The sequence below is a fragment of the Streptomyces sp. NPDC052496 genome (genome assembly GCF_040679095.1).
Lineage (GTDB): Bacteria > Actinomycetota > Actinomycetes > Streptomycetales > Streptomycetaceae > Streptomyces.
The window spans coordinates 69,804-86,532 of sequence record NZ_JBFAUH010000024.1; the positions used below are offsets into that span (position 1 = coordinate 69,804).

The window sequence follows — 16,729 nt, forward strand, 5'->3', positions numbered from 1 at the left end:
CCGAGGTCCCGGCCGTTGCGGTCGGGACCTCGCTTCAGTGGAGGGCCGGCAGGAGCAGCGCGGCCACCAGGACCGTGCCCGCCAGCACGAAGGCGACGTAGTCACCGATGTGCCCGGAGTGCAGCCGGCGTACGGGGGCGGCCCAGCGGGACGGCCGGTCCGGGTCCTGTGGGCGGCGTACGGCCCACCAGGCGAGGAGGCAGGCCAGGGCGGCGGACAGCAGGCCGAGCGCCACGCCCGCCACGGACCAGTGCGGGCCGGGCGTCGGTACGGGCGCGGCGGGGAGCGTGTGCAGCACGGCGGCCGCGTAGCCCGCCCGGTCGAGGAAGGCGTCCGCGGCCCGGCCGACCGCCGCGTGCAGTCCCGGTACCAGGCCCACGGCCAGCGCGCCCGTCAGCAGCGCGACCGGGACCGCCAGCATGGTGTCCGGGATGCGGCTGAGCGGACCGGCGGTCTCGGGCTCCTCGTCCTTGCCACTGGTCTCGTCCGTGCGGGATTCCGCCCGGTCGGCGGCGTCGGGCCGTACGCCCAGCCCCAGGAAGACCCGGGCGACGGCGCGCAGCACCGCTCCCCCGGTGACCGCCGACACCAGCACGAACACGGCCGCGGGCCAGCCTCCGGCCGCCTCCTCGGTGACGGCCTTGCCCAGCCCCGTGCCGAAGGGCGGCAGCCCGGCCAGGGCCAGTCCGCCGGCCGCGCAGACCACTCCCACCAGGGGCAGTTCCCGGCCGCGGCCGTGGAGTTCGCGTTCGTCGACGCTGCGGAAGCGGTCGAGGAGGATGCCCATGGCGGCGAACAGTGCGGCCTTGACGCCCGCGTGCCCCAGGACGTACAGGGCGGTGCCGCTCATGCCTTCCGGCGTCATGACCGCGAGTCCGATCAGGAACAGGCCGGTGTGCGCGACGGTGGAGAAGGCCAGCAGCCGCTTGAGGTGGCGCTGCTGCCAGCACATGACCGCGCCGACGACGGCGGTGAGCGTGCCGAGGGTGAGCAGCATCCGGTGCGCGTCGGCGGTGGGGATGCCGCCGGGGCCCGCGAAGACCGTCCAGTAGACGCGTGCCGTGCCGTAGACGCCCAGTTCGACCATGACACCGGACAGCAGCATGCACACGGGGGTGGGTGCCACCGCGTGCGCGTCCGGGAGCCAGAAGTGGAAGGGGACCGCGGCGGCCTTGACGAGCAGGCCGGTCAGGACGAGGACGAAGGCGGTCAGGACGAGGAGGTCGGGGCCGTCGGGGGCGCCGCCGGAGGACCCGCCCGGGTGGTCGGCCAGCCGGGCGCCGATCTGGGCGAAGCCGAGTTCGCCGGTGCGGCCGTACAGCAGGCCGACGCCGAGCAGTGTCGCGTAGCCGCCGAGGGAGTTGACGACGCCGAAGGTGAGGGCGCCCTGGACGGCGCGTTTCTCCTCGACGCGGTATCCGGTGAGCGCGTACGCGACGACGCCCATCAGCTCGAAGGAGACGAACGCGTTGAAGAGGTCGCCGGTGAGCGCGAAGCCGCACATGCCCGCCTGGAAGATCAGCACGAGCGCGGGGAAGGTGCCTGCCTGGCGGTGCGGCGGCTCGTCGAAGTACCGCCAGGAGTACGCGAGGACGGCGACGACCAGCAGCGAGGTGACGGCGGCCAGCCCGACGCCGGCCCGGTCGCCGACCAGGACGATGCCGACGCCCGCGCCACCGTGCGGGCGCCAGCCGCCGAGCCATTCGACGGCGCGTCCCCCGGGCCGGCCGGCGGGCGTGCCGCGCAGCAGGGCGGAGAGGGCGAGGACGGCCGTGCCCGCGGCGAAGACGGTGCCCGCGGTCTCGGCGGCCCGGCGGGGCATCCGGCGGCCGGCCGCGACCAGGAACGCGGCGCCCAGCAGCGGGGTGGCCACGATCAGCGGGAGGGTGGCGGCGGGGGTGAGGGCGGTGGCCGCGGTGTGGGTGAGGCCGGTGGCCGCGGCGGGGAGGAGCGTGCCGGTCGAGGTCACCCGCGCAGCTCCGAGAGTTCGTCCGGGTCGACGGTGCCGTGCCGCTTGCCCACCTGGACGACCAGGGCCAGCAGCAGCGCGGTGACCGTGGCGCCCACCACCACGTCGGTGAGGGTCAGGGCCTGGACGACGGGGTCGACGACCGGGCGCGTGCCGGGCTCCAGGTCGGAGAAGACCGGCGCGGTGCCGCCGTCCCGGTAGCCGACGGCGAGCAGCAGGACGTAGGTGGAGGCCTGGCAGACGGCGAGACAGCCGACGGCGTGGATGAGGTTGCGGCTGGTGGCCAGCCCGTAACAGCCGATCAGGAAGATCCAGCCGGCGACGAGATACGGCAGCACACTCATGTCGGCCCTTTCTCGGACGGGTTCGGGGGGCGTGCGGCCTGCTCGTCCGCGTCGACGATCTCCACCGCCTGGTCGAGGAAGGAGGCCAGCAGCACCACGACGCCGCTGGCGACCTCCACCCCGATGGCGGCGTTGAGCAGCGGGACGGTGCCGCCGGAGGCGAGGGTGTTGAAGGTGCCGTACGGCAGGAAGTTGGTCAGGTAGGCGGTGCCGGCGACCAGGCCGGCGGCGCCCAGCAGCAGGTAGGCCGCCTCCCCCGCCGCGTCCGCCGTCGCGTACAGGCCGACCGGTCTGATCCGCTCCAGCGCGCGGTAGTCCACGGCGATGTAGAGCAGGTGCAGGGCGGTCGCGACGACCACGCCGCCCTGGAAGCCGCCGCCGGGGCTGAGCTGGCCGTGTGCGATGACGTACAGGCCGATGAGCAGGGTGACGGGGAGCGCGACGAGCGCGTACCGGCGTACGGGCGGGGTGACGCGCGCCGGCCGGGGACGTACCCGGTGCTCGTCGCGGGTCTGGCGGAGCAGGACGACGGTGCCGAGCGCCGCGCAGAAGAGGATCGATTCCTCGCCCAGCGTGTCGAACGCCCGCTGGTCGAAGTTGACCGCCGCGACGACGTTGGAGGTGTGCCGGGCGAGGGCGGCCTCGACGGCCCGCGCACCGTACGGATGCCGGTCCCCGCCGAAGTCCGGCAGGCCCAGGCTCGCCGCGGACAACAGGACGGCCAGGCCCAGACCGCCGAGGACCAGCACCCACATCCGCACACGTCTGCTCACCGCCGCCCCTCCTCGTCCGCGGGCCCGGGGGCGTCCGGGCGGTTCTTCCGGTCTGTGGGGCTGGTGTGCGTCGGGTCTGCACGGTCGGTGTACGTCGGGCCTGTACGGTCGGTGCCCGCCGGGCCCGCGGTGCCGGTGTCTTCCGGGCCGCCGATGTCGCCTGCGCTTCCGGTCCCGTGGTCGCTGCCGCCCTCCTGGCCCCTGCGCCGTACCTTCCGTACGGCGAGCAGCAGCATCAGCGGGGTGAGGGCGGAGCCGACCGCGAGCTGGGAGAGGGCGACGTCCGGTGCCTGGAGGACGGCGAAGAGGAGGGCGAGGCTGAGGCCGAGGAGAGCCAGTACGGTCGACTGCCGGACCGGGTCGCGGGCCAGTACGGCGGCGGTCGACGCCGCTGCGACCAGCGCCAGGGCCAGCACGATCAGCGCGTCATGCATCGGCGGCACCGGCCGTCTCCCCGGCCCCGGCGAGCCGCCCGGACAGCACCCGCCCGGACACGATGGTGCCGCCGATCAACAGCACACCGATGACCAGGAGTTTGACCATCGCCCTGCCAGGCCCCGCGGCGACGCACAGCGGCAGTACCACCAGCGGTACAACGAGCGCGGCGATCGGCGTCATGGCGCGGTCGAGGGCGCGGGCGATCCGGTCGCGCGCCGGCCGTTCGGCCAGTTCGTCGGCGAGCAGCCGGGCGTAGACGAGCGTTCCGGCGGGGCCGAGGACCGCGAGGACCAGGCCCAGGTCGACGTACGAGGGCCGGGCGTAGCCCTGGGCGAGCAGCAGCAGGGTCAGGCAGGCGACGAGCGTCGCGAGGTTCTGCGCCATGATCCGGCGCCGTACGGGTCCGCTCGCCGCGCCCCACACGGTGGGGGCGAAGCCGACGAGGAGCAGCAGCCCGGCGGCGAGCAGCCAGCCGTTCACCGGTCGGCACCGGTGACGGCGGCCCTGCGGGCCGCGCGGGCGGCGCACGCCCCGAGCAGCGCGGCCGCCGCGCCGACCAGGCACTCCAGCAGGTCCGGGCTGCTGATGAACACCAGCCACAGGGCGGCCAGTACGGTCCACCAGACGGCCAGTTCGACGGCCGCCGACGCTCCGGACCACCTTCCGGCAGCGGACATGCGCTCACCTCCGGCCTCGCCCGTACCCGGCCGTCAGGCTCTCATGCAGCACACCCCCGACGGACAAACCGCGCTGAACGGACCATCCGGACGGTGCACCGGCCGCACGAAACCCCTGCCGGGCCTCCTGCCGGGCCTCCTGCCGGGCCTCCTGCCGGGCCTCCTGCCGGGTCTCCTGCCGAGCCTTCCACCGGATCTTCCGTCGGATCTTCCGTCGGGTCAGGAGTACAGCGCACCGGCCGCCTCAGCCCCTTCCGCCTCCGTCACCTCAGGATCACCCCCCGCCGCGGCCAGCACCACGTCCAGCAGCCCCGGGAAGCGCGCCTCCAGGTCCTCGCGCCGCAGGTGCATCACCAGACGGCGGCCCTCCCGGCGCTGGTGGAGCACGCCGCTCTCGCGCAGTACGCGCCAGTGGTGGCTGGCGGTGGACTTGGACACTTCGGGCAGCAGCTCGCCGCAGGAGCGCTCGGCTCCATGGGCGAGCCGGTGCACGATGCGCAGCCGGATCGGGTGCGCGAACGCCTCCAGGACATCCGCGATGCGTAGTTCGGCGCGGTCGGGGTGACTCAGTACGGCCATACCCCGAGCGTACGCGGACGGACCGACACGCGGACGCGTCCCCGCCCACCCCCTCTCCCCGGCCCGCCCACAACATTGCTACTGTTCTAGAACATACGAACTGACGGAACGGCAGGTTCGTCCGACCGGCCTGCCGTGCCCCTGACGCGTGAAGGAGTCCTCATGACCGTCTACGAGGAGAACTACACCCTCGGCAAGCAGTTCCACGCCGCACTCGCCACCGGCGACTGGGACGCGATCCGCGCCCTGCTGCACGAGGACGCGGTCTGGGAACTGCCCGGCGACAACACGGTCTCCGGTGCGGCGCACGGCGCGGACGCCGTCGTCGAACGTGCCCGCAAGATCGCCGGGTACGGCCTGAACTTCGCGCTGCTGCACATCCTCGTCAGCCCCCGCAACATGGCGCTGTCCCTGCACAACACCGCCCAGCGCGGCGATCTGGTCCTGGACGAACACCTGTCCACGGTCTGCACCGTGCGCGACGGCAAGATCGCGGCCATCGAGACCTACCTGTCCGACGTGGACGGCATGAACGCCTTCTTCGTCTGAGACTCCGTCCGCTCCACCCCCGGCCCGGTCTGCGGCAGGACCAGTGCCGACGGGTGATGCAGCGAGATCTCGGCGGGCACCAGCCGGGTGGCCGTCGCCAAGGGCTCGCCGGTCCCCGTGTTGCGGGCGAAGCGCGGGTGGGCGCCGCCGCTGACCTGGAGGCGGATGCGGTGCCCGGCGGCGAAGGAGTGGGCGGTGGGGCTCAGCGCCACCGTCACCTCCGCCGGGCCGGAGGCGGCGTCCGGGCCGGAGGCAGCGTCCGAGCCCGTGCCCGAACCCGAACCGGTGCCCGAACCCGAGCCGCCCTCCGGACCACCCCCCGGAGCGGGGTCCAGCCGCCGGATCCCGTCGCAGACATTGACCGACCGCCCCCGCGCGTCGACGTCGCAGAGCCGGGCGAAGACGTCGCCGTACCCGGTGTCGGTGGCGACCCGCAGTGCCACGACGGGCGCGCCGATGACCTCCACCGGTCCGGTGAGCGGCGGGGTGGTGAAGGTCAGTACGTCGTCGCGGGCCTCCAGGGCGGTGTTGTCCCGGGGGCCGGCCGTCCGGCTGAGCAGCGGTCCGCCCACCGAGGGCGTGGGGTCGGCCGGGTCGTAGCGGAAGGACAGCGGCGGCCCGGCCTGGGGCGGCCTGCGGCTCAGCGCGCCGCCGGCGTCGAGGTACCAGCGGTGCCCGGCCGCCGCTGGGGGCCAGTCGGGCAGGTCGCGCCACTCCTGGCGGCCCCCGACGTGGACGCGCACCCGCGTACTGCCCGCACTGGTACCGCCCGCCCTGGTACCGCCGGCTGCCGCACCGTCCGCGCCCGCACCGTCCGCCCCCGCACCGCGCGATCCGGACGGGTCGTCGCACAGGTGCGCCCGCAGCCAGCCGAGGGTTTCGGCGAAGACCTCCGGCCAGCCCCGCTGCATCGCGGAGTTGTGCGTCCAGGGGCCGATGAGGAGGGCGGTGTCGCAGCCGGCGCGGCGCAGCCGGTCGTACTGCTGGAGCGTCTGGTCCAGGAACACGTCGTGCCAGCCGGTGATCAGGCTGGTCGGTACGCCCGCCCGCGCGCCCGCGGCACCGGCGTCCGCGCCTCGCCAGTGGGCGTCGTCCGGGTCGGGCCGGGCCATCGCCTCGTCCAGGAACGGCACCCGGCCGCCGAGCCCGGGCACGTACGTCTCGCCGAGCGGCAGCGTCATGGTGATCTTCCGCAGGTGGCGTTGCAGGCGCAGCGCGGCCCGCACCATGGCCAGGGTGCCCTTGTCGTAGTACAGCCGGCCGACGGTGGAGACCAGGGCACTCTCCAGGGCGAACGGGCCCGCGCCCCCGTGCCCGGAAGGGTGGAAGAAGCCGTGCGGGTCGTGCAGGCCGACCTGGATCACCATGGCGCGCAGTTCCGGCGGCGGGTCGGTGGCGAGGGCCCACTGCGTGTATCCGAGGGCGCTGGGCCCCAGCGTGCCGAGGGCGCCGGTGAACCAGGGCTGCCGGCGCAGCCACGCGACGGCCGCCCGGCCGTCGGCGGCCTCGTGCTGCCACAGGGCGTACTCGCCGCCGGACCCGCCGGTGCCGCGGCTGCTCTGCAGGACGACGTGGAAGCCCTGTTCGGCGAAGAGGATGCCGAACATCGGCGCCCACGGGATGCCGCGGCCGTACGGCGAGCGGACCAGGAGGGTGGGGAAGTCGCCGTCGGCGCGCGGGAAGTAGCGGTCGGTCAGCAGCGGGCTGCCGTCGGCGGCGGGCACCACGAGCCCGGGTTCGTACGCGACGTCGTGGCGCCGGACGGGCATGTCCCGCAGGGTGCGCCGCACCGCCCGGGCCAGGAGGGGCGGTTTCTGCGCGGTGGGGTGGTACGCCGTCGTCGTCACGGTGCCTCGATTCCTGGTGCGGACCGCTCTATTTTCCGTACGACGTACGAGAATAGCGGATGGTTGGATGGCGGCGGACAGCAGAGAGAGGTTGCCGTGACCCGAACAGGCACATCCGGGCGTACCGCCGGCGTGGATCCGGAGGCGCTCTGGACACCGGCCGAACGCCCCCGGCGCGGGCGTCCCCCGGCACACACCCGGGCCGAGATCACCGCCGCGGCGGTCGCCCTCGCCGACACCGAAGGGCTCGGTGCCGTGACGATGCGCGCGGTCGCGGCCCGTATCGGGGCCGGCACGATGTCGCTCTACAGCTATGTCCCCGACAAGGAGACCCTGCTGGAGCTGATGATCGACGAGGTCAGCGGCGGCCACCGGCTGCCGTCCGCGCCGTCCGGCGACTGGCGCGCGGACCTGCGCCACCTCTTCCGCGAACAGCGCGCCCTGATGCGGCGCCACCCGTGGCTGCCCGCGGCGCTGCCCGCACGGCAGACGTTCGGCCCGCACACCCTCGCCGCCCTGGAGTACGCGCTCACCGTCCTGGAGCACGCCGGGCTGGACGGCCAGGCGGGCCTGGAGGTCTTCAGCCTGCTCTCCGGCTTCGTGGCGAGCCACGTCACCCACGAACTCGCCCAGGAGGGCGCGCCCGGGTCCGACAGCCGCGCCGTCCACCAGGCGCAGGCCCGTCACCTGCGCTCCCCCGCCGTCACGGGCGCGTACCCGAAGGCCGCCGAGGCCCTGACGGCGCCCGGCGGCACCCCCTCCCCCGACGCGACCTTCGACCGGCTCCTCACCCGCATGATCGACGGGCTGACGGCGGGCGGGTGACCACGCCCGGCGGCCGGACGAGCACCCGGCAGGACCGTACGGAGGGCCCCGGCGCCCCCGCGGCGGCCACGAACGCCGCCGGGGCAGCGCGCCGAGCGGTGGGAGGATCGGGCCCATGACGACGGTGTCCGGTGATTTCGAGCTGACCATGGCCGAACTGCGGGTGGTGGCGCGCTACGTGGCGGAGAGCGCCCAGGAAGTCCTCCCCGTGTTCGAGGAGGCCGTTCCGGGTGATCCCCGCCCGCGCGCGGCCCTCGACGCCGCATGGGAGTTCATCGAGGGCGCCGACCGGACCAGGCTCCAGCGCGTCACCTCACTGGACGCTCACCGGGCCGCGAAGGAAGCCGGTACCGAAGCGGCACGTCTGGCCGCGCGGTCCGCCGGCGATGCCGCGTCCGCCGCGTACTTGCACCCGATAGCGCGAGCCACCCAGGTGGGACACATCCTGCGCGCCGCCGCCGGCGCCGCGCGCATCGCCGAACTGAGGGCGGGCGACGACCCCGCGGTCGGCAACGCGATGATCGAACAGGCCCGGCGACGTGCCACGCCGGTATTGACCGCCGTGCTGTGCCGGTACCCTCTCGCGCCGGCCGCCAAGAACCGCGTCGGGCAGCTCATGAGCGCCTTGGACGCCGCCCTCCGCGCCTCCGCCCGGTGAACCGGCCGTACGCTGCCGCGACTTCGCCCGGGGACGGGGTGCACGGCCGCGGACCGCGTGCGGTACCCGAGCCGACGGCAGCCGCGCAGCGGCCCGGCGTTACGATGCCCCGGCGGAGCAGCCTTCCAGAGCTCCCGCAAGCCGAAACCCACCACGGAAAGGCAGCCGACCGCATGACGGAACACTCCTCCGACAGCCCGTCCGTCGCGCCCGAAGGGCCCTGGCTCGGCCCGGGTGTCGTCGTCCTGACGGGTATTCAGGCAGCCGGGAAGTCCACCGTCGCCCAGGCACTCGCCGAGCGGCTGGCGCGGTCGGTGCACCTGCGCGGTGACACGTTCCGGCGCATGGTCGTCCGGGGTCGGGCCGAGATGACGCCGGACGCCGGGGACGCCGCCCTGGCCCAGCTGCGGCTGCGGCACCGGCTGACCGCCGCCTGCGCCGACCAGTACGCCCAGGCCGGCTTCACCGTGATCGCCCAGGACATCCTGCTCGGCGAGCACCTGACCGAGATGGCCGAGCACATCAGGACCCGCCCGCTGGCGGTGGTCGTGCTGGCCCCGGACCCCGCGGCGGTCGAGCGGCGGGAGGCGGCCCGGCCCAAGACGGCGTACGGGCCCGACTGGAGCGTGCGCGACCTGGACTCGGCGCTGCGCGAGCACACCCCGCCGATCGGGCTCTGGCTGGACACCACGCACCAGACCGTCGGCCGGACCGTGGACGAGATCCTCGCCCGCGCCTGGACCGAGGGCGCGATCGCCTGAGCACGGGCGGCCGCCCGGCCGGTCGCCGCGCCGCGCCCTGGGCGGTCCGGCGCCGCGGCGGTTCAGTACCCCTTCGGCGGCCGGGTCGGGTCGGCCTGCTGCACCCGTTCCGCGAAGTTGGAGCCGGACTCGTCGACGCCGTACCGGTCGCGGACGTACCCGATGGTGGCGGCCATGCAGGCCACCACGTCGTACGGTGTCCGGGCCGTGCCGCACAGGTGGTACGCGGCGAAGGTCGGCGGGACGCACTGGGTGGCGCCGCGTGAGCAGTTGCGCGGGTGCCCGTCGGACATGACCGGGCCCCAGGCGTTGCCGTCGGTGGTGTTCACCCGCCAGCGCGGGTGGTTGTACGAGGACTCCCGCCGCGCGATCGTGACCAGCGCCGGTACCCCGAACCGCGGGTCCATGCCGGTCAGTTCGCAGGCCAGCCGTGCGTAGTCGGCCATGGCCGCCGCGCCCGACGCGTCGTCGGGGTCGTCATACTCCACCTCGGACAGGTCCACCGGCCCCACTCCCCTCAGGCACCGCGTCCGCCGCCGGGAACACCGCCTCCCGTGCCGCTGCCGGGCCTGCCGTCATGGTGCCCGCGGGCGGGCCGCGCGAACCGGCCGCGGGGCCCGGCCACCACCGCCCCCGTGGCCGTACGGCGCCGTCCGGGTGGCGTACGGGGCCACCGGGATCGCCGGTACGGGTGACCGCCGGGACCTCGTTCGGCTGGGATGCCGGCAAGGCTCCGCCAACCGGGTGAAGCGCGCGAACGACGGCACCCGAAGGTCACTAAGGTGCCCGCCATGACCACATCCCAGGCCACTACCGGCAACCCTCCGTACAGCCAGCTGGGCACGCTCATGATGATCGGCTGGAGCGGCGCGCACCCCGAGGACGGTCACGACGTACCCTTCCTGCTCACCTACTCCCTCGGCGACGGCAAGGACGGCCCGGAGACCGGGACGGAGGTCATGGGCACCATGCTCAGCCAGGCCGGGCTGCTGGTCGGCGGCGAGCTCCAGGACGCCTCCCGCACGCCCTCCCTGCCGCTGACGCTGATCGTCGAGGCCGGCCGGGCGGTGCTGACGATGCCGATCTTCAGCGCGCAGTGCCCGGTGCCGCCGGAGTGGCTGGCGGCGGCGGACCACCGGGGGCAGGTGTACGGCATGTTCGCCACCCGGCCGTGGCCGGAGGCGAAGCCGGGTGGCCCGGTCAGCGAGGACATGCTGCGGGCCTACGCGGGCGACGAGGGCGTGATCAGGAGTTCCGCGCACTGCCTCATCCCCGTGCGCGCACTGCAGGGCCGCCCTTCCTAGGAGCGCCCGGCCCCGGGATCTGCCCGCCGCCGCGTACGGGCCGCGTGGTACCCCGGATGCGGATCCGGCCGGACACGGTGACCCTGGAGGGGTGGGGGCGTCAGTGGTGAGGAGGACGACTCATGTCCGTGATGGACAAGCTCAAGCAGATGCTCAAGGGCCACGAGGACCAGGCCGGCAAGGGCATCGACAAGGCCGGCGACTTCGTCGACGACAAGAGCCAGGGCAAGTACAGCAGCCAGGTCGACACCGCCCAGGACAAGCTCAAAGGCCAGCTCGGCAACGATCAGGGCCAGGACCAGCCGCCGCAGTCCTGATCGCGCGCCGTTCCGGGCCGGGTGCCGCCTGTCGGCGCGCCCGGCCCGGAGCGTGTGCCGCACCCGGTGGCCGCACCCCGGCAGCCGTCAAGAGATTGCACAAGGCTTCACCCGTTCGAGCGATACAACCTTGCCTGATCGATTCTCCCTCTATGCGTCCCGCTACCGTTTTTCCGCACCCCGGCCCCCGGTGCCATCAGCCAGAAGCCGCTCTGCGGCCTGCGCATCCGGTGGGGGGCGCCATGACCGAACGCACCGCCGACACGGCCTTGCTCACGTACGCGGTCGGAGACCAGTTCGTGCTCGCGCTCAAGGGAGAGCTGGACCTCGCCCTGGCGCTGACCTTGCAACCCGTCCTCGGTGAGGCGCTGCCGCCCCGGCCCGGCACGGTGGTCATCGACCTGGGCCAGGTCAGCTTCATGGACTGCAGCGGCCTGGCCCTGCTCTGCCGCCTCCGCGAGCGGGTGACCGCGCGCGGCGGCCGGTTGCTGCTGCTCGGGCCGCGTCCCGTGGTCCGCCGGCTGCTGCGGCTGGCGCCGCTCGACGAACGCTTCGTCGTGGTCGACCGGCTGCTGCCCGCCCGGACCCTCAACTGAGCACCGGACGGGCACCGCGTCCGCTGGCCGGGGCCAGAACGGACGCGGTCCCTTCTCCGGTTCCGGCCACCGCTACATCTCGTGCTCCCACCAGCCGCGCGTGTCGACGTCCGCGGCATCCGCCAGCGCCTCCAGTTCCGCGATCTCCTCGTCGGCGAGCTCGATGCCGCGAGCCCGGACCACGCCGTCGATGTGCCCCGCCTTCGTGATCCCGACGATCGGGGTGGTCCCCTTGGCGACGGCCCAGGCGATGGCGACATCGGCGGCGTACGCGCCCCGGTCCTCGCCGATCTCCGCCATCCGGTCCGTCAGCGCCCGCAGCCGGGGCAGGATGCCGTTGTACACGGCCGCCCGGCTGCTCCCCTCCGGCAGCGGACGCGCCGGACTGTACCTGCCGGTCAGCGCTCCTTGCTCCAGGACCATGTAGGCGAAGAACCGCACGTCGTGCTCGCGGCAGTGGTCGAGGATGCCCGCCCGCTCGGAGCTCCGGTGCAGGAGGCTGTAGTGGTTCTGGACCGCCTCCACGCGGAAGCCGGCCTCGCCGAGGATCTGATCGGCACGAGCGATCTGCTCCATGGTGTGGTTCGAGACGCCGACATGCTGGATCCTGCCGCTCTTGAGCAGCGGGATCAGAGGCGGCGTCCAGCGTGCCACGTCGGCAGGGTTGTGGATCCAGAAGAGGTCCACATGGTCCGTACGCATCCGGTCGAGGCTCTGCTCCAGCATGTCCGCGACCGGATCGTCGCCGTCACCCGCGAGCTGCGGGGTGAACTTCGTCGACAGCTGGTACTCACTGCGGTGACGACCCGTCAGCGCCTGGGCGAGGGCGGTCTCCGAGCGGCCCATGCCGTACGCCACGGCGGTGTCCCACAGGGTGAGCCCGTCCGACAGCGCCTTGTCGACGACCTCTCGCAGGCCGGACTCGCTCAGCTGACTGCCGAAGTGACCGTCGCCTGCCTCGCCGCTGTCTCCCCAGGCCCAGGTGCCCAACGCCACCGCCGGCACCGTCAGCGCCTTGCTCGTCATGTCGTGTCTCCGTTGTTCGTTCTCGGGATCGTGTCGGAACGATCGCCCCCAGGAGACCGTGATCGCCGCCATCGGGGAAGGTCGGGTCCATGGGGGGTACAACCTCGACCCCCCTTCGCGCCGTGACCAGCGGCTACCCTGAACGGCATGGACCAGCAGCCCGGAAACCGCGGCGAGATCCGGGGCTTCCTCGCCGGCCGGCGCGCCAGGATCACCCCGGCCCAGGCCGGACTGCCGACCAGCGCCCGTCGCCGGGTCGCCGGGCTGCGGCGCGAGGAGGTCGCCGTCCTCGCCGGCGTGAGCACGGAGTGGTACACGCGGTTGGAGAAGGGCCACATCGGCGGCGTGTCCGAAGACGTCCTCGACGCGGTCGCCCGTGCCCTGCGGCTGGACGACGACGAACGCACCTACCTGTTCGACCTGGCCCGGTCAGCGCGGCGCGAGAGCCGCGCGCCGTCGCGTCGCGGGGACGTCGAGGTCCCGCCCCGGGTCCAGTGGCTGCTCGACTCCATGACGATGTCCTCGGCGTTCGTACGCAACGGCCGTACGGACATCGTCGCCGGCAATCCCCTGGCCCGGGCCCTGCTCGCGCCGATGTTCGACAGCGCCACCGTCGACCGGCACGGCCGCCCCAACATCGCCCGCTATGTCTTCCTCGACCCTGGCGCGCAGGACTTCTTCGTCGACTGGGGCGCCGCCGGCGCCGCCACCGCCGCCCTGCTGCGCGCCGAGGCCGGGCGCGAGCCCCGTGACCGGGCACTGCGCGCACTCGTCGGCGAGCTGTCCACCCTCAGCCCGGAGTTCCGCAGCCGATGGGCCGCGCACGACGTCCTGATGCGCCACGACGGCGTCAAACGGCTCCAGCACCCCGCCGTCGGCCGCCTGGACCTGACCTTCCAGTCCCTCGGCCTGCCCCTGCCGGGCCGAGCCGTGCACAACCTGGTCGTCTACACCGCCGAACCCGGCAGCGCGTCCGAGGACCGGCTCACACTCCTCGACAGCTGGGCGGCCACGCAGTCCCGCACGGCACGGCCCAGCCGCCCTTCTCCTCAGAGGAAGCTGACGCCCTGGGCCAGCGGCAGGCCGTCCGAATAGTTGACGGTGGTGGTGACCCGGCGCATGTAGGCGCGCCAGGCGTCGGAGCCGGACTCCCGGCCGCCGCCGGTCTCCTTCTCGCCGCCGAACGCGCCGCCGATCTCCGCGCCCGACGTACCGATGTTGACGTTGGCGATGCCGCAGTCGGAGCCGTCGGCGGCCAGGAAGCGTTCGGCCTCCCGCTGGTCGCGGGTGAAGATGCTGGACGACAGGCCCTGCGGCACGCCGTTGTGCAGGGCGACGGCCTCCTCGAAGGTGCGGTAGGTCAGGACGTACAGGATGGGCGCGAAGGTCTCCGTGCGGACGACGGCGGTCTGCGCCGGCATCCGTACGACCGCCGGGCTGACGTACGCGGCGTCCGGCGCCTGGCCGGTGAGGTGCGGCTCGCCGCCGGTGAGCACGGTGCCGCCGTCGTCCCGGGCGGCGTCCAGCGCCTTGGCCATGGCCGCGTGGGCGGCGGGGCTGATCAGCGGTCCGACGAGGGTGGAGGCGTCGAAGGGGTTGCCGACCGGCAGCTGCCCGTACGCGTGCACGATCTTCTCGGTCAGGCGGTCCGCGACGTCCTCGTGCACGATCAGCCGGCGCAGCGTCGTACAGCGCTGGCCCGCGGTGCCGGCGGCGGAGAAGACGATGCCGCGTACGGCGAGGCCGAGGTCGGCGGACGGGGTGACCACGGCGGCGTTGTTGCCGCCGAGTTCGAGCAGGCAGCGGCCGAACCGGGCGGCCACCCGCGGTGCCACCTCGCGCCCCATCCGCACCGAGCCGGTCGCGCTCAGCAGCGCGACGCGCGGATCGTCCACGAGCCGTGAGCCGGCCGCCCGGTCGCCGAGCAGCAGCCGGTGCAGCGCGGCCGGCGCGCCCGTGTCGGCGATCGCGCGGGCCAGCAGGGCGTCGCAGGCCAGGGCGGTCAGCGGGGTCAGCTCGGAGGGCTTCCAGACGACCGGGTCGCCGCAGACCAGGGCGACGGCGGTGTTCCAGGCCCAGACGGCGACGGGGAAGTTGAAGGCGGTCAGCACGCCGGTCACCCCGAGCGGGTGCCAGGTCTCGGCGAGGCGGTGGCCCGGCCGTTCGCAGGCCATCGTGCGCCCGTAGAGCTGCCGGGACAGCCCCACCGCGAAGTCGCAGACGTCGGTCATCTCCCGTACCTCGCCGAGCGCTTCGGAACGGATCTTGCCGGCTTCGACGGTGACCAGGTCGGCGAGCGCGTCCTGGTGCTCGGTGAGCAGCTCGCCGAGTCGCTTGACCAGGGCGCCGCGCCGGGGCGCGGGCACGGTGCGCCACTCGCGGAACGCCGCTTCGGCGGCCGCCACGGCCTCGTCGGTCCGCTGCGCGGTGGCGGCGGGCAGCCGGTACAGGACGCCGCCGGTCAGCGGCGTGCGCGCGGTGATTCCGGTGCCCTCGGGGACGCCGGTGACGCCGCAGCGGCGGAGCCGGTCGGCGGCCAGGTCGCGGAGTTCGTCGGTGCTGGGGAGCTGGGTGCGGGTGTGCACAGCGGGTGGCTCCTTCGGTGCGGTGGGAGCGGGCGGGCCGGTGTCCGGGGCCGGCGTCAGGAGGGGCACAGGTTGCGGCGGGCGTCGTCCGCGCCCAGCGCGTCCAGCGCCTGCCGCAGCGAGGCGTCCTGCTGGGCGGCGTAGAGCTGGAAGGGGTCGCGAACGGGCCTGCCGATCGCTTCGGCGAGCCGGTGTGCGTCGTAGTGGGTGCCGGTACGGGCGGTGTCCCGGGTGCCCTGCCCGCTGAGGTTGGAGGTGAAGATCCCGGCGGCCGAGCGGGGCAGGAAGTCCTCGTAGACGATCGGGCGGGCGGTCAGCCAGCCGTGTTCCAGCAGTCCGGCCAGGTCGGCGGGCGGGCGCCGGCCGTCGCGCGGGCGGGCGGCAGCCGGGGCGTACGTGAAGTAGCCCAGTCCTCCGGCGGCGATGCGCTGTTCCGAGTGCGGGAATCCGGCCTCCCAGAGGGGGCGGGCCACGTCCTGGCGGGTGGCTCCGCCGTCGGCTGCCGCGCCGGCGAGCCGCCGGTCCGTCTCCGCGACGAGCGCGTCGTAGCGGGCACGTCCCGCCCGGCTCAGGGCGATGCCGCGCGCCTCGACCTCGCCGAACCGCACCCGCAGCGTGCCGGTGGTCACGCTGCCGTCCGGTTCGCGGAAGGTGCGGGGTTCGTCCAGGGCGCGGAAGGAGGTCTGGCGCAGCAGGACGTCGGGGCCGTCCCAGCGGGGCGGCCCCTGGATCTCGTCGATCATGGTGATGCCGCGGTCCGCCATCCGCCGGTAGAGCGCGTCGATGTCCAGGACGCGGGGGGTGAGGTGGTTGAGGTGGGTGCTGGTGACGCCGCCGATGTCGGCGGCGACGGCGGAGACCCGGGCGAGTTCGCGGTACCAGGCGCGGTCCACCGGCTCGCGGGACAGTTCGAAGGCGGCGACCGCCAGTGCGAGGAAGCGTTCTGCTTGCTCCGGTACGAGGCCGTGCTCGCGCTCGGCGCGGCCGGCGAGCGTGAGCAGTTCGGGCGGGAAGAGGGTGCGGCGGTCCAGGAAGGCCTCCAGCCGGGCCTGGAGTGCGGCGTCGAAGAACCGGCGGTCGGCGGTGGTGAGCATCGAGGTGAAGACGCGGAAGGGGTTGCGGTCGAGTTCGTCCGGTTCGACGGGCCGGAAGGCGGTGGAGACCACCGGTACCGCGCTGGTGGTGGCGTCCCGCAGGTCGTAGAAGCCCACCGGGTGCATCCCCAGCGCGGCGAACACCTGGGCGGCCTGGCGCAGTTCGCGGGGCGTGCCGACGCGGACGGCGCCGTGCCGTTCGACGGCGACCCGCTCGGTGCCGCCCAGCCGCCCGGCGCCCGGGTCGCGGCGCGCGGCCTCGTCGTTCACCTGCCCCGTCACCTCCAGGAGGGTGGTGTACGCGGGCACTTCGGCACCGTACATGGCGGACAGTCGGCGGGCGAAGGCGGCGCGCAGCCGCCAGGTGGGGATCATGTGTCCTCCCTA

The 16,729-nt window shown here is 74.1% G+C and carries 20 protein-coding genes; 8 read left to right on the top strand and 12 right to left on the bottom strand.

Annotated elements, in window-relative coordinates; translation table 11 throughout:
• Positions 1-34: 34 nt before the first annotated feature.
• The 7 genes from AB0L45_RS28780 to AB0L45_RS28810 all read right to left on the bottom strand — a co-directional run bounded on the left by AB0L45_RS28780 (position 35) and on the right by AB0L45_RS28810 (position 4,780).
• Positions 35-1,822: a complex I subunit 5 family protein gene (locus AB0L45_RS28780; RefSeq protein ID WP_365845129.1), complete on the bottom strand. Its 1,788-nt coding sequence runs from the start codon at positions 1,820-1,822 to the stop codon at positions 35-37.
• Between the two features lie 143 nt (positions 1,823-1,965).
• The gene (locus tag AB0L45_RS28785) at positions 1,966-2,313 is read right to left on the bottom strand and encodes a sodium:proton antiporter (RefSeq protein ID WP_150241198.1); all 348 of its coding nucleotides are present in this window, start codon (positions 2,311-2,313) and stop codon (positions 1,966-1,968) included.
• Positions 2,310-3,086, bottom strand: coding sequence for an MnhB domain-containing protein (locus AB0L45_RS28790; protein WP_365844948.1), 777 nt, complete (start codon positions 3,084-3,086; stop codon positions 2,310-2,312). Before AB0L45_RS28790 ends, AB0L45_RS28785 begins: the two co-directional genes overlap by 4 nt.
• Positions 3,083-3,520 carry a DUF4040 domain-containing protein gene (locus tag AB0L45_RS28795; protein ID WP_365845132.1) on the bottom strand — a complete coding sequence of 146 codons (438 nt, stop codon included), beginning with the start codon at positions 3,518-3,520 and terminating at the stop codon, positions 3,083-3,085. The genes AB0L45_RS28790 and AB0L45_RS28795 overlap by 4 nt, the downstream gene beginning before the upstream one ends.
• Positions 3,513-4,004, bottom strand: coding sequence for a monovalent cation/H+ antiporter complex subunit F (locus AB0L45_RS28800; protein ID WP_365844950.1), 492 nt, complete (start codon positions 4,002-4,004; stop codon positions 3,513-3,515). Before AB0L45_RS28800 ends, AB0L45_RS28795 begins: the two co-directional genes overlap by 8 nt.
• Positions 4,001-4,201 (bottom strand): hypothetical protein, encoded by a 201-nt coding sequence (locus AB0L45_RS28805; RefSeq protein ID WP_365844952.1) that lies wholly within the window; start codon positions 4,199-4,201, stop codon positions 4,001-4,003. Before AB0L45_RS28805 ends, AB0L45_RS28800 begins: the two co-directional genes overlap by 4 nt.
• A gap of 219 nt (positions 4,202-4,420) precedes the next feature.
• Positions 4,421-4,780 carry a metalloregulator ArsR/SmtB family transcription factor gene (locus tag AB0L45_RS28810; RefSeq protein WP_365844954.1) on the bottom strand — a complete coding sequence of 120 codons (360 nt, stop codon included), beginning with the start codon at positions 4,778-4,780 and terminating at the stop codon, positions 4,421-4,423.
• Positions 4,781-4,942: 162 nt separating this feature from the next.
• Between AB0L45_RS28810 and AB0L45_RS28815 the strand changes: the two genes are divergently transcribed.
• The gene (locus AB0L45_RS28815; RefSeq protein WP_365844956.1) at positions 4,943-5,329 is read left to right on the top strand and encodes a nuclear transport factor 2 family protein; all 387 of its coding nucleotides are present in this window, start codon (positions 4,943-4,945) and stop codon (positions 5,327-5,329) included.
• Here AB0L45_RS28815 and AB0L45_RS28820 read toward each other — a convergent pair.
• Positions 5,287-7,098 (bottom strand): CocE/NonD family hydrolase, encoded by a 1,812-nt coding sequence (locus AB0L45_RS28820; RefSeq protein ID WP_365845134.1) that lies wholly within the window; start codon positions 7,096-7,098, stop codon positions 5,287-5,289. The genes AB0L45_RS28815 and AB0L45_RS28820 overlap by 43 nt on opposite strands.
• Before the next feature lie 210 nt (positions 7,099-7,308).
• Here AB0L45_RS28820 and AB0L45_RS28825 point away from each other — a divergent pair, with 210 nt between their 5' ends.
• The 3 genes from AB0L45_RS28825 to AB0L45_RS28835 all read left to right on the top strand — a co-directional run bounded on the left by AB0L45_RS28825 (position 7,309) and on the right by AB0L45_RS28835 (position 9,420).
• Complete coding sequence (locus AB0L45_RS28825) at positions 7,309-8,001, top strand: TetR/AcrR family transcriptional regulator (protein WP_365845136.1); 693 nt, start codon at positions 7,309-7,311, stop codon at positions 7,999-8,001.
• Between the two features lie 115 nt (positions 8,002-8,116).
• Positions 8,117-8,659 carry a putative immunity protein gene (locus AB0L45_RS28830; protein ID WP_365844958.1) on the top strand — a complete coding sequence of 181 codons (543 nt, stop codon included), beginning with the start codon at positions 8,117-8,119 and terminating at the stop codon, positions 8,657-8,659.
• A gap of 173 nt (positions 8,660-8,832) precedes the next feature.
• Positions 8,833-9,420, top strand: coding sequence for an AAA family ATPase (locus AB0L45_RS28835; RefSeq protein ID WP_365844960.1), 588 nt, complete (start codon positions 8,833-8,835; stop codon positions 9,418-9,420).
• Positions 9,421-9,482: 62 nt separating this feature from the next.
• Here AB0L45_RS28835 and AB0L45_RS28840 read toward each other — a convergent pair whose 3' ends face one another.
• Positions 9,483-9,923: a hypothetical protein gene (locus AB0L45_RS28840; RefSeq protein WP_365844962.1), complete on the bottom strand. Its 441-nt coding sequence runs from the start codon at positions 9,921-9,923 to the stop codon at positions 9,483-9,485.
• A gap of 288 nt (positions 9,924-10,211) precedes the next feature.
• Between AB0L45_RS28840 and AB0L45_RS28845 the strand changes: the two genes are divergently transcribed.
• The 3 genes from AB0L45_RS28845 (at position 10,212) to AB0L45_RS28855 (ending at position 11,637) form a co-directional block, all read left to right on the top strand.
• The gene (locus tag AB0L45_RS28845) at positions 10,212-10,724 is read left to right on the top strand and encodes a DUF5949 family protein (RefSeq protein ID WP_365844964.1); all 513 of its coding nucleotides are present in this window, start codon (positions 10,212-10,214) and stop codon (positions 10,722-10,724) included.
• A gap of 122 nt (positions 10,725-10,846) precedes the next feature.
• A complete protein-coding gene (locus AB0L45_RS28850) occupies positions 10,847-11,041 on the top strand; it encodes an antitoxin (RefSeq protein WP_365844966.1) in 195 nt (64 codons plus the stop codon).
• 242 nt (positions 11,042-11,283) lie between these two features.
• A complete protein-coding gene (locus AB0L45_RS28855) occupies positions 11,284-11,637 on the top strand; it encodes an STAS domain-containing protein (RefSeq protein WP_365844968.1) in 354 nt (117 codons plus the stop codon).
• Between the two features lie 72 nt (positions 11,638-11,709).
• Here the strand turns inward: AB0L45_RS28855 and AB0L45_RS28860 are convergent, their stop codons facing one another.
• Entirely contained in the window at positions 11,710-12,663 is a 954-nt protein-coding gene (locus AB0L45_RS28860) for an aldo/keto reductase (protein ID WP_365844970.1), read from the bottom strand.
• Between the two features lie 147 nt (positions 12,664-12,810).
• On the opposite strand from AB0L45_RS28860, the gene AB0L45_RS28865 reads away from it, so the two are divergent.
• On the top strand, positions 12,811-13,758 hold the full coding sequence (locus AB0L45_RS28865) for a helix-turn-helix transcriptional regulator (protein ID WP_365844972.1): 948 nt from the start codon (positions 12,811-12,813) through the stop codon (positions 13,756-13,758).
• Here the strand turns inward: AB0L45_RS28865 and AB0L45_RS28870 are convergent.
• Both AB0L45_RS28870 and AB0L45_RS28875 read right to left on the bottom strand, forming a co-directional pair.
• The gene (locus AB0L45_RS28870; RefSeq protein ID WP_365844974.1) at positions 13,713-15,248 is read right to left on the bottom strand and encodes an aldehyde dehydrogenase family protein; all 1,536 of its coding nucleotides are present in this window, start codon (positions 15,246-15,248) and stop codon (positions 13,713-13,715) included. The genes AB0L45_RS28865 and AB0L45_RS28870 overlap by 46 nt on opposite strands.
• A 56-nt stretch (positions 15,249-15,304) precedes the next feature.
• Positions 15,305-16,717, bottom strand: coding sequence for a DUF1338 family protein (locus AB0L45_RS28875; RefSeq protein WP_365844976.1), 1,413 nt, complete (start codon positions 16,715-16,717; stop codon positions 15,305-15,307).
• Positions 16,718-16,729: the final 12 nt, after the last annotated feature.

Bases quoted from the DNA above. Each gene is read 5' to 3' on its own strand.
- AB0L45_RS28850 (WP_365844966.1), top strand. From the start codon at position 10,847: ATGTCCGTGATGGACAAGCTCAAGCAGATGCTCAAGGGCCACGAGGAC.
- AB0L45_RS28815 (WP_365844956.1), top strand. From the start codon at position 4,943: ATGACCGTCTACGAGGAGAACTACACCCTCGGCAAGCAGTTCCACGCC.
- AB0L45_RS28780 (WP_365845129.1), bottom strand. From the start codon at position 1,822: ATGCCCCGCCGGGCCGCCGAGACCGCGGGCACCGTCTTCGCCGCGGGC.
- AB0L45_RS28785 (WP_150241198.1), bottom strand. From the start codon at position 2,313: ATGAGTGTGCTGCCGTATCTCGTCGCCGGCTGGATCTTCCTGATCGGC.
- AB0L45_RS28830 (WP_365844958.1), top strand. From the start codon at position 8,117: ATGACGACGGTGTCCGGTGATTTCGAGCTGACCATGGCCGAACTGCGG.
- AB0L45_RS28845 (WP_365844964.1), top strand. From the start codon at position 10,212: ATGACCACATCCCAGGCCACTACCGGCAACCCTCCGTACAGCCAGCTG.
- AB0L45_RS28795 (WP_365845132.1), bottom strand. From the start codon at position 3,520: ATGCATGACGCGCTGATCGTGCTGGCCCTGGCGCTGGTCGCAGCGGCG.
- AB0L45_RS28855 (WP_365844968.1), top strand. From the start codon at position 11,284: ATGACCGAACGCACCGCCGACACGGCCTTGCTCACGTACGCGGTCGGA.
- AB0L45_RS28865 (WP_365844972.1), top strand. From the start codon at position 12,811: ATGGACCAGCAGCCCGGAAACCGCGGCGAGATCCGGGGCTTCCTCGCC.
- AB0L45_RS28805 (WP_365844952.1), bottom strand. From the start codon at position 4,201: ATGTCCGCTGCCGGAAGGTGGTCCGGAGCGTCGGCGGCCGTCGAACTG.
- AB0L45_RS28860 (WP_365844970.1), bottom strand. From the start codon at position 12,663: ATGACGAGCAAGGCGCTGACGGTGCCGGCGGTGGCGTTGGGCACCTGG.
- AB0L45_RS28810 (WP_365844954.1), bottom strand. From the start codon at position 4,780: ATGGCCGTACTGAGTCACCCCGACCGCGCCGAACTACGCATCGCGGAT.
- AB0L45_RS28820 (WP_365845134.1), bottom strand. From the start codon at position 7,098: ATGCCCGTCCGGCGCCACGACGTCGCGTACGAACCCGGGCTCGTGGTG.
- AB0L45_RS28835 (WP_365844960.1), top strand. From the start codon at position 8,833: ATGACGGAACACTCCTCCGACAGCCCGTCCGTCGCGCCCGAAGGGCCC.
- AB0L45_RS28875 (WP_365844976.1), bottom strand. From the start codon at position 16,717: ATGATCCCCACCTGGCGGCTGCGCGCCGCCTTCGCCCGCCGACTGTCC.